Genomic DNA, 21,481 nt, shown 5'->3' with positions numbered 1-21,481 from the left:
TAGAAAAAGAAATTATATTATATTTTTATGATTAATTTTTAATGAGAAAGAGATGGGTAAAGTAATTGTTTATGATAAGAAAAAATATTTTTTTTCTTATTTAAAAAAAAATCTTCGCGACTATATTCTCATAAGAATAAAGAAAAATAAAACGCAATTGACTTCTGTTAAAATCTCTTTTGTTGTTTTATATGATGTAACTGATTTTTTATATTTTTTTTATTTGTTTCAACCTGATTTTTTTATTGTTGTTTGCTCTAATGATAAAGATATGTTGCGTTTTTTTGAAGATTTTGATAATGTTTATACTTGGGAGATTAGCAAAATGAAAATACAATTAAAAAATGAACTGGTTCAAATTATGAATAATGATGAAATAAGATTGTTATGAAATTTGATTATTGCTTGATTGATAGAAAGAGCATTCATGGAATGTTGTTATCTGGAAAAATGTTAAAGATTAATAAAAAATTAAAAATTAAAAGATTAAAAAGTGTAAGAAAGCCATTTGATTGCAAGATTATATATATAATATATGATTATTCTGATTTTGTTGATATGAGCATGAATAGTCTTACGTGTGACAATGTTTTAATGGTAGTTATTAATCTTGATATTATAAAAGAAAACAAATTAGGGCCTAAAATGCAGTTTTATACACCAGATTCTCTTGTTGCGTATTTAATGTCTTTAGAATATGAAAAGTAATTGTTTTAGATAAATTGATTTAATCATGCGGTATTTTAATATTATGATTATAGAGTCTTCTTTGGTTGAATTAAATGGCTTAAAGAAAAAAATTAATCAGTATAAACCTCTTTTTAGAGTTGTAGTGACTTCGAGTTCTTTTAATGATGCATTAACTAAAATTAAAAAAAATAAACCAGATATTGTTTTTTTAGATTTTAATATTGAAAACCGAGTTGATTTGATTTTATTAAAAGAACTAAAACAGAAAAACATTAGTATTATTTTATCTGTTTCTCATTTAAAGGACGCTTTGGTTTCTTTTGATTATAATGTTTTGCATACGATTGAAAGACCTTATACAGAAGAAAATATAGCTGTTACATTTAACAAAATTTATGGTAGACTTATAAGAAATGAGGTCTTGTTTAATATTTCAAAAAAATGATGATTCAAAAAAACTATTCTCTTTATTATCAAAATAGTATTCTTCTATTATTTTGTGGTTTATTAAGCTATTTGAATTACTTTTTTTTTGATGTTTATTCTGTGTTTTTATTTGTAATTGCTTATTTAGGAACTTGGCTTTCGGTTTCTTTATTAAGAGTTGTTACAGGATATAAGGATAGGACTATTTTTGAATTATATGATGAATTAAATGATACTCACTATTTAACTGGCGTAACTCCATTTGTTTCTGAGTCTTCTTTTTCAAGATTGTATTTGTGGCTAGCTAAAATTTTTGTAATATATTTTAGTTCCTCAATGCTCTATTTGTTTTTCTTTGGCTTTCATTATTCGTTGTTTTTTGGATTAACCTTACTGACGTGTGCTTTTATTTTGTACTTGTTTTATTTTCAATTTTTTATAGTAAAAATATGGTGTGTTTTTAGTATTATATACCTCTTTTTGTTTTTGTTGCAATTGTTTATTGTAATGAATATTGAAGTTTTGTTTGTACTAGATTATCATCGTTTGTTTTGTTTTATTTTAATTGTTTTTATAGGTTTTTTATTGATACAGTTATTTTTTAGAATTGTAAAACAGCAAGCCCTTGAAGCAACAAATTGTGATTTTTATAAAGATTTTTACAAAAATAAAGCGTTGTTTAATTTGGTTTTAAATACTAAAAAAGTTTTTGATGTTTCAGATAAAAAATATCCTTTAGCAGTAATAAGTAAAGGAAACCCTAATGGCAAAACGCATCTTACGTTGTATTTAGATCTTCATGATGGTGCTTCTAAAATTTTGTTTCAAAGAGTATTTGAATTATTAGTTGCCTCGCCATATCAAATATGTTTAGATATTTTTTTTAATGTGCCTAATACAATAGATAGAGAAACTGATTATTTACAAGTTGCCTATAAAATTTTTGAAACTAGATCTTTTGATTTGTTAGACGATTGGTATGAAGATTTTGATGCAGCAAGATGGCTTGTTAATCATGGGAAGCCTAATTTTTCTGAAGATTTTAAAAAAGCTTTTGAGTCTAATAGTGTGTTTGTGTCATTATTAGATGTTCCTACTACTTCTACTTTGTTTGTAAATGGTGCAGCCTATCCGGCAGCCTATTATGGCGCAGATTTTACAATACTACTAGCTCATCTTATTCGTTTTTAGCCAGTTATTTCATTGTTTTTGCCGTTTGTATCATAAAGAGTTAAGGCTTGTATTAATTACTGTAATTTTATTTTGCATTTAGTGTGCAAACAGTTTTAGTTTTAAATTAATTAGGTAATTATATGAAATAAAAATACTTCTTTACGCTGGTTTTTGTAACCACAACAGCTCCTTGTATTTATTGTAGTTAGGCAAGTTTGTGTCTTGCGTTTTGTGCTTGTAGCCAGTAAGCTGCTTATTTGTTTAACCACTACTAGTGGCAAACAAAATTATTTTAAATATTAATATTAAATAAATTTATTTTTATGAAAAAACTATTCTTTTTTTTAACGCTCCTTTGCTCTTTTGCCACAACGGCACAAGTAGCAGGAGATGTAGCTCAAACATTTGGTCCTATGCCTGGGTTTAACGGTTCAGTAGCAACTACAGCTTTACAAACCGATGGTAAAGTACTAGTAGGTGGTGATTTTACTGCTTATAACAGCGTATCAGCCAACAGAATTATCCGTTTAAATGCCGATGGTACTAGAGACGCCAGTTTCAATATAGGTACAGGGTTTAGTGGTGAAGTACTAACAATTGCTATACAATCTGACGGAAAAATCCTTGTAGGAGGTTCTTTTACTGCTTATAATGGCGTAACTGCCACAGAATTATCCGATTAAATGCTGATGGTACTAGAGATGCTGGTTTTACTATAGGAACAGGATTTGATAATCTTGTATACGATATTGCAGTGCAATCCGACGGAAAAATTCTTGTGGGTGGTAATTTTACCACTTATAAAGGCGTAACAGCCAATAGAATTATCCGTTTAATGCTTGATGGTACTACAGACGCAGGTTTCAATATAGGTACTGGGTTTAACGGTGCTGTAATAACTATTGCGTTGCAATCCGACGGTAAAATTCTTGTAGGTGGTAATTTTACTTCTTTTAATGACGTAACATCTAACAGAATTATCCGTTTAAATGCCGATGGTAGCCAAGATACTAGCTTTGTTGTAGGAACAGGATTTAATAATAATGTAAAAACTATTGCGTTGCAACCTGATGGTAAAGTACTAGTAGGTGGTAGTTTTACATCTTATAATGATGTAACTGACATCAGAATTATCCGATTAAATGCCGATGGTAGCCAAGATACTAGCTTTGTTGTAGGAACAGGATTTAATAATAATGTAAAAACTAGTGCGTTGCAACCTGATGGTAAAGTACTAGTAGGTGGTAGTTTTACATCTTATAATGATGTAACTGACATCAGAATTATCCGATTAAATACTGATGGTACTAGAGATGCTGGTTTTACTATAGGAACAGGATTTAATAATAATGTAAAAACTATTGCGTTGCAACCTGATGGTAAAGTACTAGTAGGTGGTAGTTTTACATCTTATACTGATGTATCTGACATCAGAATTATCCGATTAAATACTGATGGTCCTAGAGATGCTGGTTTTACTATAGGAACAGGATTTAATTCTGATACAATTTATATCGCTTCGCAACCCGATGGTAAAATAATTGTAGGAGGTACTTTTTCTACTTACAATGGAGTATCAGCCAATAACATTATCCGATTAAATGCTGATGGTACTAGAGATACTAGTTTCAATATAGGAGCAGGGTTTAATAGTACTGTATACACTATTGCTTTGCAAACCGATGGTAAAATGCTTGTAGGTGGGAGTTTTGCTTCTTATAATGATGTATCATCCAATAAATTTATCCGATTAAACACCAGTGGTACTAGAGATACTAGTTTTTCTTCAATAGGAACGCTAACTACAGGGTTTAATAATGCAACAAGAGCTACTCAAACACAATCGGATGGTAAACTGATTATTGGTGGAGATTTTTTTGAGTTTAAAGGTGTAGCAAGCAACCGTATTGTCCGATTAAATGCCGATGGTACTAGAGATGCTAGTTTCAATATAGGTACAGGATTTAATAATAATGTAAATACTATTGCGTTGCAACCTGATGGTAAAGTACTAGTAGGTGGTAGTTTTACATCTTATAAAGGCGTAACTGCCAACAGAATTATCCGATTAAATACTGATGGCACTAGAGATGCTGGTTTTACTATAGGAACAGGGTTTTTTAATGGTCAAATTTTTTATATTTTGTTGCAAACCGATGGTAAAATAATTGTAGGAGGTACTTTTACTGCTTACAATGAGGTATCAGCCAATTACATTATCCGATTAAATGCTGATGGTACTAGAGATACTAGTTTCAATATAGGAACAGGGTTTAATGGTTGGGTTAAAACTATTGCGTTGCAACCTGATGGTAAAGTACTAGTAGGTGGTAGTTTTACATCTTATAATGGCTTAACTGCCAACAGAATTATCCGATTAAATACTAATGGTACTAGAGATGCTGGTTTTACTATAGGAACAGGATTTAATTCTGATACAATTTATATCGCTTCGCAACCCGATGGTAAAATAATTGTAGGAGGTACTTTTTCTACTTACAATGGAGTATCAGCCAATAACATTATCCGATTAAATGCTGATGGTACTAGAGATACTAGTTTCAATATAGGAGCAGGGTTTAATAGTACTGTATACACTATTGCTTTGCAAACCGATGGTAAAATGCTTGTAGGTGGGAGTTTTGCTTCTTATAATGATGTATCATCCAATAAATTTATCCGATTAAACACCAGTGGTACTAGAGATACTAGTTTTTCTTCAATAGGAACGCTAACTACAGGGTTTAATAATGCAACAAGAGCTACTCAAACACAATCGGATGGTAAACTGATTATTGGTGGAGATTTTTTTGAGTTTAAAGGTGTAGCAAGCAACCGTATTGTCCGATTAAATGCCGATGGTACTAGAGATGCTAGTTTCAATATAGGTACAGGATTTAATAATAATGTAAATACTATTGCGTTGCAACCTGATGGTAAAGTACTAGTAGGTGGTAGTTTTACATCTTATAAAGGCGTAACTGCCAACAGAATTATCCGATTAAATACTGATGGCACTAGAGATGCTGGTTTTACTATAGGAACAGGGTTTTTTAATGGTCAAATTTTTTATATTTTGTTGCAAACCGATGGTAAAATAATTGTAGGAGGTACTTTTACTGCTTACAATGAGGTATCAGCCAATTACATTATCCGATTAAATGCTGATGGTACTAGAGATACTAGTTTCAATATAGGAACAGGGTTTTTTAATGGTCAAATTTTTTATATTTTGTTGCAAACCGATGGTAAAATAATTGTAGGAGGTACTTTTACTGCTTACAATGAGGTATCAGCCAATTTCATTATCCGATTAAATGCTGATGGTACTAGAGATACTAGTTTCAATATAGGAACAGGGTTTAATGGTTGGGTTAAAACTATTGCGTTGCAACCTGATGGTAAAGTACTAGTAGGTGGTAGTTTGACATCTTATAATGGCTTAACTGCCAACAGACTTATCCGATTAAATACTAATGGTACGAGAGATGCTGGTTTTTCGATAGGAACAGGATTTAATTCTGTTACAATTGATATCGCTTCGCAACCTGATGGTAAAGTACTAGTAGGTGGTAGTTTTACATCTTATAATGGCTTAACTGCCAACAGAATTATCCGATTAAATACTAATGGTACTAGAGATGCTGGTTTTACTATAGGAACAGGATTTAATTCTGTTACAATTGATATCGCTTCGCAACCTGATGGTAAAGTACTAGTAGGTGGTAGTTTGACATCTTATAATGGCTTAACTGCCAACAGACTTATCCGATTAAATACTAATGGTACGAGAGATGCTGGTTTTACTATAGGAACAGGATTTAATTCTGATACAATTGATATCGCTTCGCAACCCGATGGTAAAATAATTGTAGGAGGTTGGTTTGTTTCTTATAATGGCGTAACAGCCAATTACATTATCCGATTAAATGCTGATGGTACTAGAGATACTAGTTTTATAGACATAGGGTTAAATGGTCAGGTAGCTGTTGTCACTTTACAGCCCGATGGTAAAGTGCTTGTGGGAGGTGCCATTTCAGCTATTCGATTAAATACCAATGGAAGTAATGACGCTAGCTTTGTTACAGGTACAGGATTCAATGGTATTGTATATACTATCGCGTTACAACCCGACGGTACTGCTCTTGTAGGAGGTACTTTTACCACCTACAAAGGTATTGTAGATTCCGCTTATTTAATACGATTGCATTCAACTACAAATCAATCTAGTGTTTCGGGTACTTTTATTTATGATGCCGATAGTAATGGTTGTACTGTTGCAGATGGTACATTAACAGGTACGGTAATGGTAACAAATGGCAGTAGTACTGCTGTTGCTCCTACCAATCATTTAGGTGGGTATTTTAATTATATTTATGCTACAGGTACTTATACGCTTACGCCTATATTAGCAAACCCTGCTTATTTTACTATTCCTGCACCAGGTACGGCTACTTTTGCTAGTACAACGAGTGGTAATCAAACAGTAGATTTTTGTTTTACGGCTAATGGTACTCATAATGATTTACAAGTAACGGTTATTGCGGTTACCCCTGCACGCCCTGGTTTTGATGCTACCTACAAAGTTATTTATAAAAACCAAGGTACACACACACAAACTACAGGTACGGTATCACTTGCTTTTATAGTGATGCTATTCTTGATTATGTTTCGGCAGCACCCGCTTATACTAGTTTGACTACCGGTATGTTATCATGGAATTTTACCAATTTAGCCCCTTTTGAAACTCGAGAAATAACAGTTACTTTTAATGTAAACAGCCCAATGGAAACCCCTGCGGTTAATATTGGCAATGTCTTGACTTATACTGCTACCATTACAGGTCTTACAGACGAAACCCCAGCAGATAATGTTTTTACACTTAATCAAATTGTAATAGGCTCTTATGACCCTAACGACAAAAAGTGTATGCAAGGTGCTACAATTACAACAACTCAGGTGGGTGAATTTGTAGATTATGTTATCCGTTTTGAAAACACAGGAACCTATATGGCAGAAAAAGTGGTTATAAAAGATATTATAGACACCAGCAAGTTTGATATTGCGAGTATTACGCCAATAAAAGCAAGTCATAGTTATATTATAGATGTACGATCAGGAAACCAAGTATATTTTACATTTGATAATATAAATCTTCCGTTTGATGATGCCAATAATGATGGTTATGTAGCGTTTAAAATAAAAACAAAATCTACTTTAGTAGCAGGTGATACGTTTACAAACGGAGCAAATATTTATTTTGACTATAACCCTGCTATTGTAACTAATGTAGCTTCTACCGCAGTTGTTACTACATTAGGTGTTTCTGACTTTGATTTTTCAAATAACTTTGTTTTGTATCCAAACCCTGCACAAGAGGTATTGCATATTACAAGCAAAAACAATTTAACGGTTCAATCTGTAGCTATATACAATATGTTAGGTCAGCAAGTATTGTTAACACAAAATATTGAAGCTATTGATGTGTCTAGACTTTCTTCTGGAAATTATGTTTTAAAAATAATTTCAGATCAAGGTGTTTCTAGCACAAAATTTATTAAGGAATAGTACTTATTTCTAATTTTTAAAAGCCATCGCAACTTTTATGTTGCGGTGGTTTTTTTATTTTTTAAAATGAGTTTGAGTTGCATTAACACGGTTGTTTATTAGATAATTTATTTATGCTTAAACTTTGTTTGTAAATGGCGCAGTTTTTACCATTCTGCTAGCTCATCTTATTCGTTTTTAGCCGGTTATTACATTTTTTATGCCGTTTGTATCATAAAGAGTTAAGGCTTGTTTAATTACTTTATTTTTATTTTGTATTTAGTGTACAAACAGTTTTTGTTTTAAATTAGTTGTACTAATGCATTAGCTGATTTAAGTGTTTTTATTTCTTTTGAGTGTTTGTATTTCCGTTTGTTACATTATGCTAGCCGTTTGTTACGCCGTTTACTGTTTTGTTATTTAATGATATAATTTGTTCTTGAAATTAAATTTTAAAATTGAGAAATAAAGACCGTTTTATTTTGTGTTTATTATATTGGTTATTGTTGTATATTATTAGTTGAGGTATTAATTATTGAAATTTAGTATGTAATCATTACTTTGTATAGCAATTTGCTGCAAATTATTAAAATTATAAGTTATGAGAATAAAATTACTTGCTAAAACAGTATTCCTGTTTTTAATTGTTTGTACAGAGGTTAAATCTCAATCTGTTTCGGCTTATAGTGTTGATGATTTGTTAACAGCATCATTGTGGAATTCTTTATTTCCAAAGCGAGCAGGAACATATGGTGTTCATCCGCAAGGTTATGCCGCTGATTTTTATTCTTATGCTAATTTTAATCAAGCAGTAACTGAAATGTCGGATTATTTAGTTCAAATTAGAAAAAAACAAGGTGTGTGGGGTGAGCTAGTAACTATTACAAAAAAATCGACTTCTGTTTCATATGTTTATTCAGATGTTGAGTCGTGGTGGTATTCTAATTCAACTCCAGAAACTGTAATAAATATTGATTTTGCCGATTTTGTTAACAGAAGTTCTTTAGATAATAATAAAAGAGAATTGTCCGCTTTTTTAGCTAATATTTCAAAAGAAACAACAGGAGGTTGGCAGTTACCGGTGGGCGGAGGTTTGGCAGGAGACTACGCGCAATGGGGATTGTACTTTGTTCATGAGGTTGGATATTCTAGCGCTACTTCAGCGGGTGTTTATTCACAAGCGCACGCTGTGTATCCTCCAAATCCTACAAAAGGATATTATGGTAGAGGTCCTATTCAGTTGTCATGGAACTATAATTATGGGCAATTGAGTAAATTTTTATATAATGATGGGTCTGTGTTATTAAATAATCCAGATTTAGTTCAAGAAGATGGTGTGTTGGCTTTTAAATCAGCTATCTGGTTTTGGATGATGCCACAATGCCCGAAGCCTTCTTGTCATCAGGTAATGCACGAGTTATGGGTGCCGCAAAGTGGTGAATATACTGAAAACAAAATGTATAAAAAGGGTTTTGCGCATACAAACAATATTATAAATGGGGGATTAGAGTGTAGAAGTGCATCCACTGCTGCTTTTACAGAAAAGGTAGTATTGCGATCTGAATTGTATAAATACTATTTGGATGTTCTAGGTTTTAGTGTTGCGCAAATTAGTTTAGAAGATACAGGGGATTATTCAACTTTATGTTACGAAAGTAGCATCAACGCCATGCAAGATTATATTAATTGTGCTGTAGTTGCTTTGAATACATCTGATTTTATAGCTGCTGAATTGTTATTATATCCAAATCCTGCAAAAAATCAAATTACTATTGAGAGTGATACAATGATTCAAGGAATAGAAATCTTTAATGTATTGGGGCAAATGCAATTTAACAACGAAGGAGTTTCTGGCTCTGTTGTTTTAGATTTATCAAGCTTTAAGAAAGGTAGTTATTTTATTAGGATTTATGTTAATGATACTGTGGTTACAAGAACGTTTGTTGTAAATTAAATTTGCGAGTTAATGGAGTTTTTTTATATTGTTTTACTAAGATGATTTTTTTTTATATGTTTTTTGTACACTAATTTTAAGTGTAATTTGTTTTTTTATAATGGTTTTTTTACCGTTTATTACACAAAACTGATCGAGTATTAACTTGTTTTTGTTTTGTAATTTGTTATTGATATAATTTGTACTCAAAATTATATTTTACTTAGTATGAAGAAAAAAATACTGTTATTTTCGATTTTACTTTTTTCGGGCATTACAAATGCTCAAGTAGGTATTGCAACAACCAATCCAAACCCTTCTACAATTTTGGATATTGTTTCTACAGATGCTGGAATTATGATTCCTAGAGTTGCTTTAACAGGGACTACAGATGCTGTTACTATTTCTAATGGTAATGTTGAAAGTTTGTTGGTGTATAACACCCAAACTATAAGTGATGTTACGCCTGGTTTTTATTATTGGTATGATAACAAGTGGCAACGATTGATTAATTCGTCTACTAATGATTGGTCATTAACGGGTAATGCTGGGACAAACGAATCTTTGAATTTTATAGGTACAACAGATGATATGGGTTTAACCTTTAGAACTAATAATGTAAAAACTGGTTTTATTAGTAATGATGGATTGGCTTTGCATTTTGGAATTAATGCAGGTTTAGGAGGTTCTTTTGATAGAACCGTTTTTTTAGGTGATGCATCTGGAAGTAACGCATCTGGAAGTGATATTAATGCAATTGGTTCTAATGCTGCTTTAGGAGCTGAAGCATATGATTCTAATTTTATGGGAGCCGAAGCAGGTTATAGTTCTTCTTTTAATTCATCTAATGTTTTTGGGAAACAAGCAGGTTATAACAATTTTGAAACAACAGATGCAAATATTTTTGGATTTCAGGCAGGCTATGAATTAGGTGAAATGAATGATATTAATTATTTTGGTAACCAAGCGGGTTATAGAGCATGGTCAGCTGAAAATTCTAATTTTTTTGGAAGAATGGCAGGATATTTGGCAAGTGAAGCTTATAATTCTAATTTTTTAGGACACCAAAGTGGTTATAACGCCAATAAAGCTTCTAATTCAATTTTTATTGGGTATAGATCAGGTTATAATGATCCTGTTGATAATACGCTAGATGATTTAAGAGGATACTCAATATTGATAGGAAGAGAAACTAGTACAGGTGGTTTTGGTAAAAGTATAGCAATTGGCGGAGGTGCTACTAATACAGCTTCAAATCAATTGATGGTTGGATCTTCTTCTACTCCTATAGATACTGTTGAGTTTAAAGGTTCTGGTGCAGTTAAAGTTTCAATTGGTACATCAACAGATAGGCCAGTAGTACCAGAATTTGGGCAAATACGATATAACACTGATTTAGGGAGATTTGAAGGTTATGTAAACGATTTGAATGGTGACGGCACACAAGGTGATGCTGGCTGGAGGGCTTTTTAATTTAAATATATATTTACTAAAAAAGCGACAGTTTATTACTGTTGCTTTTTTAGTAAACAACCACTTATTACATGAAAGTTTCCACTTATTACATAGTGGTTTGAAAAGGCTTGCATTCTTGACACATTTGTTTTATAAATTTCTGTAAAAAATTATTCAAAGTAATGTGTTATGATGAATTGCAAAAAGAATCTCTTTTTATTTAGTGTCGATTTAGAAGATATTCGGTTGCGAATGTCTGATGGTGTTCGTTATTCGGCAAGAGTAGAGCAATTGGTATTTGAGTATTTAGCATTTTTAAATCAATATGGTTTTAAGGCAACTTTTTTTGTTGTTGGTGATATACCAAAGGTTTATCCTAATTTAATTTATCATATACAAAATGAGGGTCATGAGATTGCTTGTCATTCAAATCTTCACATACCCCTAACAAAAATGGATAAGGTTAGTTTTAGAGACGATATTGTAGCTAATGTTGACAACTTAATAAATGCTGGTGCAGGACCTATTTGTGGATTTCGTGCTCCTGTTTTTTCATTGGTGAAAGAAACTTCATGGGCTTTTGAGGTTTTGTCAGATTTAGGCTTTAGCTATTCGAGTTCTGTATTACCAGCTAAAAACCCGCTATTTGGTTGGGAAAACTTTGGTAGTTCTCCAGTACAATTTCATCAAAATTTTTGGGAGATTCCTATGTCTGTTAGAGGAAGTAAATTATTAAATGTTCCTTTTGCAGGGGGTATTTATTTTAGGATTTTACCATTGCAAATAATTTCAAATTCTTTTAAAAATCATTTTGCTAAAAATGAAGTTGTTACTAGTTATTTTCATCCATATGATATAGATAGTGAACAAGAATTTTTTATGCATCCTGGTATTAATGATAACAGGTTTTATAATCAACTTATGTATTATAACAGAGGAAAGGTTTTTAAGCGACTTGATTATATAATTAAAAAATTTGATTGTGAAATAATTACTTATCGAGATTATGTAACTCTACTAAATACGAATTGTGATGGATAATTTTAGAGAAGCTACCATTATAAGTAAGTATTTGTTAGATGTTTCTATAGGTGATACAGAAATGGAAAAGTATCATTTAGCAATGGAGCATTTAAAAATAGAATTAGCAAAAGAAGAAGCGCTTTTATGGCGATTTATGTTAAAAAGCAGATTAGTTATGCTTTTTATTGATTCTTATTTGTCGTTTTTTTTACCACAAAGTGCTATAAGAAGAAAACTATTTATCATGCTTGCCATATTAGAAACTACACCATTATATGCCGCTTATTTTTTACCAAAAGAAAGGAATTTATTTTTTTTAATAAAAATACTATTTCTAGGCTTTGTTTCTTTTTTTTATGTGTTCATAGGTTTTTTTATGGTTAAAATAATTAGACTTTTATGGAATTAAATTATGATTACATAGTAGTTGGTTCTGGCGCTACCGGTGCAATTGCCTCACATTTTTTAGTAGAGAGCGGTGTTACTGTTGCTGTATTAGATGTGGGTATTGAGGACACAACCTATAAAAATCAAATACCTAGTAAAGATTTTCTTTCTATTAGAAAAGAAGAAGAAGAGCAGTATCGTTATTTTTTAGGAGAACGTTTTGAGGGAATACCATGGGGCAAAGGTAGAGTTGGGTCTCAGTTAACACCTCCAAGAGGCTATTTGACCCAAGCTGTAGAAAAATATATTCCTTTTTCATCTTCTTCATTTTTTCCAATGGAAAGTTTGGCAAAAGGAGGTTTAGGAGGTGGCTGGGGTTTAGGTTGTTATGTTTTTTCTGAGCTTGAATTAAGAGCTATAGGTTTAAATGATTTAGAAATGCAAACCGCTTATGAAAAAGTAGCCAGCTACATAGGAATATCAGGAAGTTATGATGATTCAAACCCATATTGTTTAAGGGATTTGAAAAGTATAATGCCAAGCTCAAAAATAGAACATAATTTAGAAGGTATTTTTTCTACTTACCATAAGAAAAAAAACAAGCTTAATGATAAAGGATTTTATTTAGGTCGTTCAGCATTAGCTTTATTAACAGAAGATAAAGGCGATAGAAAAGCGGTTGCTTATAAAGATATGGATTTTTGGTCTGATACCGATAAGTCTGCTTATCGTTCTTGGATTACAATTGATGAATTAAATAAAAAAACAAATTTTGTTTATCATTCTCAATGTTTGGTATTGAAATTTGAAGAGCTCGACAATCAAGTAAAAGTTTTTGTAAAAAGGACAGATACGAATGAGGAACAAGTTTTTACTTGTAAAAAATTAATTTTATCTCCGGGTGTTTTAGGTACTGCTCGTATAGTTAGCAGGTCTTTTGAATATAAAAAGCAAAAGTTGCCCATAATTTGCAATCCGTATAGTTACATACCGTGTATTCAATGGAAAATGTTGGGTAAAATACCTGAACAATACAAAACAAGTTTAGGACAGTTGGTTTTGTATTTAGATGAAAATCAAAACAATTTAGATGTAAGTATCGCAGCACTGTTTAGTTATAGGTCGTTGTTGCTCTTTAAGTTGATTAAAGAATCTCCGCTAAACTTTAGAGATTCAAGATTTTTGATGCAGTATTTGCAATCTTCTTTTACAATTGCAGGAATTCATCATTCTGAAAAAGGTTCTACTTCTAAATATATTCAGTTGCTTCCTGATGATGCAAGCTTTACTCTGGATAAACTAATAGGTGAATATATTCAGTCTGATCAAGAAATTGAACGTAATTTTTTACGTGAGAAGAAATTTAAATCTGCTTTAGGATTGTTAGGTTGTTTGCCGTTAAAAACGGTAAATACAACTCATGGAGGGAGTATACATTATGTAGGTACCTTACCTTTTGATACAACAGGAAGTTTATTTAGTTTGTTTCCTAATGGGAAATTAGCAGGTACGCAAAATGTATATGTAGCCGACGGCTCGGGTTTTAAGTATTTACCAGGGAAAGGATTGACTTTAACATTAATGGCTAATGCCTACAATGTTGCTAAAAATGTTTTGAAAAATGAATAAAAGATCCGTCATAATAACAGGAGCTAATGGCTTTATAGGGAGTGCATTAGTCGATTATTTTTGCAATAAGGGTATGCATGTTAAAGCTTTTGTAAGAAGATTGCCAACTCTACCAAAAGAAAGGGTTGAATATTGTTTGTATTCTTTAGAAAAAACTCCAAATGAAGTTTATTTTGAATCTGTTGATTATTTTATTCATTGTGCGTTTGTTAAGCATGATGTTGATAAGAATTCTGATGCAATTAATTTAAAAGGTACATCCTTGCTTTTGAAATTATGTAGAAAGCATAATGTAAAAATGGTTTTTATTTCCTCTTTTTCAGCTCATTCTGAAGCTATGTCGCATTATGGAAAAAATAAATTTGAATGTGAGAAAATATTTAATTTATCTACAGATGTTGTTATTAAACCTGGACTAGTTTTAGGTGATTGTGGTTTTGCTTCAGAGGTTATTTCATTTGTAAAAAAGAGTAATGTTATTCCTTTGATTGGTGGAGGAAAGCAGCCATTGCAAACTTTACATATTAATGACTTATGCCTGGCTATAGATGTAATAATGGAAAATGCTTATTGTGGATTGTTTTCTATTGCAGAAACCCATGTGCTTACAATGAAATCATTTTACAAGGAAATTGGTGCTATTTTAAATAAAAAAATATTTTTTATTCCTGTTCCTTTTTCCATTGTTTTTTGGATTACTAGAAGTTTTGAATTATTAAAATTGAAATTACCAATATCATCAGAAAGTTTATTAGGATTGAAATATTTGATATCTATTGATACCACTAAAGATGTTAGGTTGTTAGGTTTTTTTCCCCGCTCTTATAGAGATAGTTTGCAATTAATTTTAAAAAAATAATATGGAGTACGAATTTTTACCAATAAAGACTGATAAAGCATCTATAGATGAGATTGTAGCCTTATTACAAATTACGTTTCCTGAATCGAACAAGTTTACCTATGCCTATATTGAATGGCAATATAAAAATAATCCTGATGGTGAAGTAGTGGGGTATAATGCATATGATTCTGGTAAGTTAATAGCTCATTATGCTTTAATGCCTTTTAAAGCTACCGTTTTTGATAAGGAAGAACTGGGTTTACTTTCATTAAACACAGCCACCCATCCGGCATATCAAGGTAAAGGCCTCTTTGTTAAACTAGCAGAAATGTCATATGAATTAGCAAGGCATAATGGATATGGTTTTGTTATAGGTGTTGCAAATGCAAATAGTAGTTATGGTTTTATCTATAAATTAAATTTTCAAAAGATAGGGGAGCTTGAGGCCAGAATTGGGTTTGGTGCTTTGAAACGATTGAAAGATGAAGAAAATAAAGTTAATTATTATAAAAGAGAATGGAGTGATGCTTCTTTGAGGTGGAGATTAAATAATCCGTCTTGTAACTATAAAGTAACAGAAGATTTTATTTTTTCTATGACATCGGTCTTTTTTATAAAGGCTATACTTTTTGAAAAGTATGGAGGTTTTTTATTCCATAAAAAAGAAACTGAAATGAAATTAAGGAAACTTAATCTTTGGATTGGAATAGATAATTCGATTGATTGGAAAGCAAGTAATTATTTTGAAATACCCAAAAGGCTAAGGCCTTCACCACTAAATTTAATCTTTAAAGATTTAACAGTTAATAACCGGAAATTAGAACTTAATACGGTTTTGTTTAATGCTTTAGATTTTGATGCTTATTAATAGACTTTAATGAATTTGTATTATGAAATATTTAGAAAAAATAAAACAGTATTTAAGTGAGCCAAGGCTTAAAAATGTAGATCCGGATAGTGATGAGATGTTGCGAATTCACAAAGAAATTTTGTCTGAAAAAACAATGATGAAAAATGTTTTTTCAGAGTTTTATGATTTATGTATTTCGCTTGACAAGAAGTTTTTTAACACAACAATTGTAAAACGAGTTGAAATAGGAGCTGGGGTAAGTTTTTTTAAAGAAAGATATCCTGATATACTTGCTACAGATATAAAAAATGCTAGCAATTTAGATATGGTAGTTGATGCCCAACAAATGCCTTTTGAAAACAATACTGTTAGTGCCATTTATGGTATTAATTGCTTTCATCATTTTCCTAATCCAGAAAAGTTTTTTGTAGAGCTTAATAGGGTTTTAGAAACAGGTGGAGGTTGTGTTTTAATAGAGCCATATTATGGTTTTGTTGCAAGAAATTTTTACAAAAATATTTTTAAAACAGAATCTTTTGATTTGTCGCAATTGCAATGGAGTAATGATAGTATTGGTTTTATGAATGGGGCTAATCAGGCATTGTCTCATATTGTTTTTATTCGTGATAAGAAAAAGTTTGAGCAGCTATTTCCTAATCTTGAAATCACTTATAAAAGACCATTGAATAATTATTTACGCTACTTACTTTCTGGAGGATTGAATTTTAAACAGCTTTTGCCTTCTTATTTGTCTTGGATTATAAAAGTTGTTGAGTTTGTTTTACGTCCATTTAACACGGTTTTTGCTCTGCATCATGTAATCGTAATAAAAAAAGTTACTAAAAATTAATTGATACTATTATGATTAAAAATACCTTAAGTAAGACAACACTTAATTTAGTGTTTATAGTATGTTTTTTCTTGTTTTTTGGAGTTTTATATTTTGCTTATTCCAATCATTTTAATAATATTTTTATTTTTGATGATGATCATACTATATTAAATAATACAGCTATTCAAGAAATTGATATTGTGAAGTTTTTTACTGATCCTACAACTATTAGTTCTTTACCTGCAAATCAAACTTATCGACCTTATTTAGCTTTAGAAAATGCAATTGATTATCAACTAGCTGGAGGTCTTAATTCTAAGGCTTTTCATATTCATATTTTTATAACTTTTGTACTACTGTGTATTGCAATATTGTTTTTTGTGAAATTATTGCTAGAAAAATTAGGGTATTTAACTAATACTAAATTTTATGGTTTGTTAGCAGCCTCTATGTTTGGTTTACTATGTGCTAATGCCGAAACTGTGAATTATATTATTCAAAGAGCCGAAATTGTAGCTGCTTTTTATATTGTTTTAGGTTTTGTTTTTTATTTGAAAGGCGGAATATGGAAAAAGTATAATTTGTATTTATTTTTTCCGTTCATTGGTTTTTTTGTAAAAGAAATGGGTTTTGTTTTTTCTCCTCTTTTATTTTTATATGTACTTGTTTTTGAAGAAAAAGCTTATTTAGGTAATTTTTTTAAAAAGTCAGAATTACTAAAAATTAAAAATGCTTTTATAACTGTTTTACCATCCGTGTTATTTACTGCTTTATTTTTAGTTTTTTATTCTCAAATGCTTCCTAAAACTTTTACGCCTGGAGGTGTAGATAGATGGTCTTATTTAATTACGCAACCTTATGTTGTTTGTCATTATTTTATCACTTTTTTTTATCCTTATAATCTAAGTTTAGATTCAGACCAAATGGTTTTTACCTCAATAATGGAAGATAAGGCTATATTAGGTTTTTTAGGATTGTTTCTTTTATTGTATGTAGCTATTAAATTAACAAAAAGCAAGCAAACAAGACTTATTTCATTTGGTATTTTATGGTTTTTAATAGCATTATTGCCTACTTCTTCTGTTATTCCATTTTCTGAGGTATTAAATGACCATAGAGCATTTACGCCTTACATAGGTTTAGTAATTGCTGTAATTTTTACCGTAAAACGTTTTTTTGATATTTTGATAGAAATTTTTAAAAATGTTAAAGTACACTATTTGGCTTATTTGTTATTAGGAATTTTTTTTACAGTTAATGTTTATGGAATAAGACAAAGAAATGAGGTATGGAGTTCTCCTTTGTTAATGTGGAAAGATGTAACTGAGAAGAGCCCTAAAAACGGTAGAGGATTAATGAATTATGGTTTAGCACTTATGGCAAAAGGTGATTATCAACAAGCTGAAACCTATTATAAAAAAGCCTTAGTATATAATCCAAACTACACCAATTTATATATAAATCTTGGTATTTTAAAGGATAAAACAGGTTTTTCCGATGAAGCAGAGGCTTATTTTAAACGAGCTATTGCTTGTAATTTTCAAAATTTTATGGCTTATTATTATTATGCTAACTTTTTAAATTTAAAGAATAGACAAGATGAAGCTATTGTTTTTTTAAAAAAATCTCTTGATGATAATTTGTTTTATTACAATTCTCAAGTTCTGCTTTTAAATTTATATCATCAACGCGACAATTGGCTAGGAATTGAGCAAATTGTAGGAGCTGTTTTAAATGTGGCACCTGATAATAAATTGGCGCTTGAATATGCTAAGATTGCAAAAGATCGTATTTCCTATTTTACCTTACAAGAAAATCGAGCAACAGAATTAAAGAGTGCTGATTTATTTCTTAGCTTGAGTTTGCACTATTTTAATCAGGGTGAATTTGAAAAGTGCATAAAAATGGCTGAAAAAGCGATTGAAATAAAACCAAATTTTGCAGAAGCTTATAATAACATTGGTATTGCCTACTACAATTTGAAAAACACTGAAAAAGCAATTGAAAATTATAAGGCTGCCTTAAAATTAAATCCTGAATTTACTTTAGCTAAAAATAATTTGTTGTATGCGAGCAATACTACTAGTGTTTCAAATTCAAAGACTGCTGAAGCAGATAACTATTTGAATTTAAGTCTAAAGCATTTTAACGAAGGTAATTATAGAGCTTGTATTGATGCCGCAATAAAATCAAATCAATTAAGACCATCAGCCAATGCATACAATAATATTTGTTGTGCTTATAATCAATTACAAGAGTATGATAAAGCGGTTATAGCTTGTGAAAAAGCACTTAAAATACAAAGTGAGCATGTTTTAGCAAAAGGGAATTTAGCTCATGCTAAAAATCAAATAAGTTTAAGATAACAAGATATGGAAAATTTACAACTTAAAGTTGCCATTGTAATTCCGTATTACAATGCAGAGAAACATATAAAAAATGTATTGTCTAAAATACCTAGCTATATTTATAAGGTAATAATTGTAAATGATTGCAGTCCTCAACCCTTGCCAAGTGCCCTTTTTGATGTTTTGCATGAAAATGTAGTATATGAGGTTATAGAAAGTGAGGTTAATTTAGGGGTAGGAGGTGCAACAATTAAAGGCTTTAGACGCGCTTGGCAAGAGCGTATAGATATAGTTGTAAAGGTTGATGCGGACAATCAAATGGATTTGTCTTTTTTACCTGAACTAATAACTCCATTGCTTGACAATAAATGTCAGGTTGCAAAGGGAAATCGTTTTAGAGATTTTACCGCGTTACAAAAAATGCCTTTAGTAAGAAGAATGGGCAATCTTGGGCTTTCATTTTTAACTAAGATGGCAACAGGTTATTGGAATAATTTTGATCCTACAAATGGTTATATTGCTCTTAACACCAATTTATTTAAAGAGTTAAATTTTAACAAACTTTCTAATCGTTATTTTTTTGAAACTTCCTTATTAGCGGAGCTATATTTTCAGAAAGCAATTATAAAAGATGTTGCCATGCCAGCCATTTATGGTGATGAAAAGTCAAGCATGAATGTGTGGACAATGCCAATTATTTTTGGATCAAAATTATTTAAAACATTTTGCAAGAGAATCGTAAAGCAATATTTTTTATATGACTTTAATATTGGTTCCCTGTATGTTTTCTTTGGTTTGCCATTATTTTTCTTTGGTGTTTTCTTTGGGATTTATACTTGGATTCAATCTGCGATCTCTCATGAGTTAGCTCCAACGGGAACTATTATGATTATTACACTATCTATTATTTTAGGATTTCAATTGCTATTGCAAGCAATTCAGTATGATGTTATTCATGCGCCTAAGAGTTAATCTTGTTTTTTTAATCGATTATTACATCCTTTTCGCCACTTATTACATGTTTCGATGCTAGACTTGTAATTATGCTCAAATTTGTTATAAATATTAAATTTTAAATTATGAAGAAAATTTTACAGGCTTTAGTCTTGCTATTTGGGATGTCGGTATATTCCCAAGTAGGTATCGGGACTCCTATGCCCAATGCTTCCACCATGTTAGATGTGGTGTCGGCAAATAAAGGTATTAGGATTCCTCAGGTGCCGTTGACGAGTACTACAGATGTAACAACTATTACTAATGGAAACATTAATAGTTTGTTAGTCTTTAATACTTCAACGGTTAATGATATCACGCCAGGATATTATTATTGGTATATTGATCGATGGCGCAGAATAGCTACTTCAGATGATGTGTCAGCTTTAATTGTTTCTACTTTAGTAGACAATGGAAACGGAACTTTTACTTACACAAATGAAGTAGGAGGTATTACTGTAATTAATTTTCAAACTCTTGTAGATCAGTTTGAAACATTAACAACATTAGTTGATAATGGTAATGGTACTTATACGTATACAAGTGAAAATGGTACGCAAACAACTATTAATATAGTAGGCGATGTCATTTCTAATTTTACGGATATTGTATCGAATACTAACGTGTTAAATGAATTAATTGAAATTATTCATCAACACGGAGGTAATGTGTATTATGATGGTACTACATTTACTTATATAGATGATAATGGTGTTACTCAGGTTATTAACATTTCAGATATTGTTCAGTTGTATGAAACCATAACTACATTAGTTAATAATGGAGATGGTACTTATACGTACACAAGTGAAAATGGAACAGTTACAACGATTAATATAGTTGGCGATGTAATTTCTAATTTTACGGATATTGTATCGAATACTAACGTACTAAATGAATTAATTGAAATTATTCATGAGCACGGAGGTAATGTATATTATGATGGTACTACATTTACTTATATAGATGATAATGGTGTTACTCAGGTTATTAATATTTCAGATATTGTTCAGTTGTATGAAACTGTTACTACTTTAGTAGATAATGGAAATGGTACTTATACGTATACAAGTGAGAATGGTACTCAAACTATTATTGATATTCCTGGTAATGAAACTATCACGACATTAGTTGATAATGGTGATGGTACAATTACATATACAAACGAAGCAGGAGATGTTGTAACAGTAAATATACTTGGTGCTACAGGGGCTGCTGGTATTAATTGTTGGGATATTAATGGAGATGGAATAAATGATCCTACAGAAGATGTAAATGGTGATGGATTTTGGAATGCTTTAGATTGTCAAGGAGCAACTGGTGCAACAGGAGCTAATGGTATCGATGGTATTAA

The 21,481-nt window shown here is 30.9% G+C and carries 18 protein-coding genes; all 18 read left to right on the top strand.

All coding sequences use genetic code 11. The features are described 5' to 3' along the window. Positions 1-52: 52 nt before the first annotated feature. A complete protein-coding gene (locus OJ995_RS11470; RefSeq protein ID WP_264369546.1) occupies positions 53-391 on the top strand; it encodes a hypothetical protein in 339 nt (112 codons plus the stop codon). After that, positions 388-708, top strand: a complete 321-nt coding sequence (locus tag OJ995_RS11465; RefSeq protein WP_264369545.1) for a hypothetical protein — start codon at positions 388-390, stop codon at positions 706-708. Before OJ995_RS11470 ends, OJ995_RS11465 begins: the two co-directional genes overlap by 4 nt. A 61-nt stretch (positions 709-769) precedes the next feature. Beyond that, positions 770-1,135 (top strand): response regulator, encoded by a 366-nt coding sequence (locus OJ995_RS11460; RefSeq protein ID WP_264369544.1) that lies wholly within the window; start codon positions 770-772, stop codon positions 1,133-1,135. Beyond that, a complete protein-coding gene (locus OJ995_RS11455; RefSeq protein ID WP_264369543.1) occupies positions 1,132-2,307 on the top strand; it encodes a hypothetical protein in 1,176 nt (391 codons plus the stop codon). Before OJ995_RS11460 ends, OJ995_RS11455 begins: the two co-directional genes overlap by 4 nt. A gap of 305 nt (positions 2,308-2,612) precedes the next feature. Continuing rightward, the gene (locus OJ995_RS11450; RefSeq protein ID WP_264369542.1) at positions 2,613-2,972 is read left to right on the top strand and encodes a delta-60 repeat domain-containing protein; all 360 of its coding nucleotides are present in this window, start codon (positions 2,613-2,615) and stop codon (positions 2,970-2,972) included. Next, entirely contained in the window at positions 2,960-6,988 is a 4,029-nt protein-coding gene (locus OJ995_RS11445; protein WP_349292871.1) for a beta strand repeat-containing protein, read from the top strand. Before OJ995_RS11450 ends, OJ995_RS11445 begins: the two co-directional genes overlap by 13 nt. 8 nt (positions 6,989-6,996) lie before the next feature. After that, positions 6,997-7,857 carry a T9SS type A sorting domain-containing protein gene (locus OJ995_RS11440; RefSeq protein ID WP_264369541.1) on the top strand — a complete coding sequence of 287 codons (861 nt, stop codon included), beginning with the start codon at positions 6,997-6,999 and terminating at the stop codon, positions 7,855-7,857. A gap of 580 nt (positions 7,858-8,437) precedes the next feature. Continuing rightward, positions 8,438-9,790, top strand: a complete 1,353-nt coding sequence (locus tag OJ995_RS11435) for a glycoside hydrolase family 19 protein (protein ID WP_264369540.1) — start codon at positions 8,438-8,440, stop codon at positions 9,788-9,790. Positions 9,791-9,997: 207 nt separating this feature from the next. Beyond that, positions 9,998-11,242, top strand: coding sequence for a phage tail-like protein (locus tag OJ995_RS11430; RefSeq protein WP_264369539.1), 1,245 nt, complete (start codon positions 9,998-10,000; stop codon positions 11,240-11,242). Between the two features lie 171 nt (positions 11,243-11,413). Further along, positions 11,414-12,265, top strand: a complete 852-nt coding sequence (locus tag OJ995_RS11425) for a polysaccharide deacetylase family protein (protein ID WP_264369538.1) — start codon at positions 11,414-11,416, stop codon at positions 12,263-12,265. After that, a complete protein-coding gene (locus OJ995_RS11420) occupies positions 12,258-12,656 on the top strand; it encodes a hypothetical protein (RefSeq protein ID WP_264369537.1) in 399 nt (132 codons plus the stop codon). Before OJ995_RS11425 ends, OJ995_RS11420 begins: the two co-directional genes overlap by 8 nt. Further along, positions 12,647-14,263, top strand: coding sequence for a hypothetical protein (locus OJ995_RS11415; RefSeq protein ID WP_264369536.1), 1,617 nt, complete (start codon positions 12,647-12,649; stop codon positions 14,261-14,263). The genes OJ995_RS11420 and OJ995_RS11415 overlap by 10 nt, the downstream gene beginning before the upstream one ends. Beyond that, positions 14,256-15,122: an NAD-dependent epimerase/dehydratase family protein gene (locus OJ995_RS11410; RefSeq protein WP_264369535.1), complete on the top strand. Its 867-nt coding sequence runs from the start codon at positions 14,256-14,258 to the stop codon at positions 15,120-15,122. The genes OJ995_RS11415 and OJ995_RS11410 overlap by 8 nt, the downstream gene beginning before the upstream one ends. A gap of 1 nt (position 15,123) precedes the next feature. Beyond that, positions 15,124-15,972, top strand: coding sequence for a GNAT family N-acetyltransferase (locus tag OJ995_RS11405; protein ID WP_264369534.1), 849 nt, complete (start codon positions 15,124-15,126; stop codon positions 15,970-15,972). 22 nt (positions 15,973-15,994) lie between these two features. Then, positions 15,995-16,804, top strand: a complete 810-nt coding sequence (locus tag OJ995_RS11400) for a methyltransferase domain-containing protein (protein WP_264369533.1) — start codon at positions 15,995-15,997, stop codon at positions 16,802-16,804. A gap of 11 nt (positions 16,805-16,815) precedes the next feature. Beyond that, positions 16,816-19,152, top strand: a complete 2,337-nt coding sequence (locus OJ995_RS11395) for a tetratricopeptide repeat protein (protein WP_264369532.1) — start codon at positions 16,816-16,818, stop codon at positions 19,150-19,152. A gap of 6 nt (positions 19,153-19,158) precedes the next feature. After that, on the top strand, positions 19,159-20,106 hold the full coding sequence (locus OJ995_RS11390; protein WP_264369531.1) for a glycosyltransferase family 2 protein: 948 nt from the start codon (positions 19,159-19,161) through the stop codon (positions 20,104-20,106). Positions 20,107-20,213: 107 nt separating this feature from the next. Further along, positions 20,214-21,481: phage tail-like protein (locus tag OJ995_RS11385; protein ID WP_489886098.1), on the top strand; the 1,268-nt coding region annotated here is incomplete at its 3' end.

It is taken from the genome of Flavobacterium lacisediminis, from assembly GCF_025909975.1.
In the GTDB taxonomy this organism is placed as follows: domain Bacteria; phylum Bacteroidota; class Bacteroidia; order Flavobacteriales; family Flavobacteriaceae; genus Flavobacterium; species Flavobacterium lacisediminis.
Note: the sequence above shows the minus strand (reverse complement) of the source record. Positions and strands in the feature narration are given on the sequence as shown.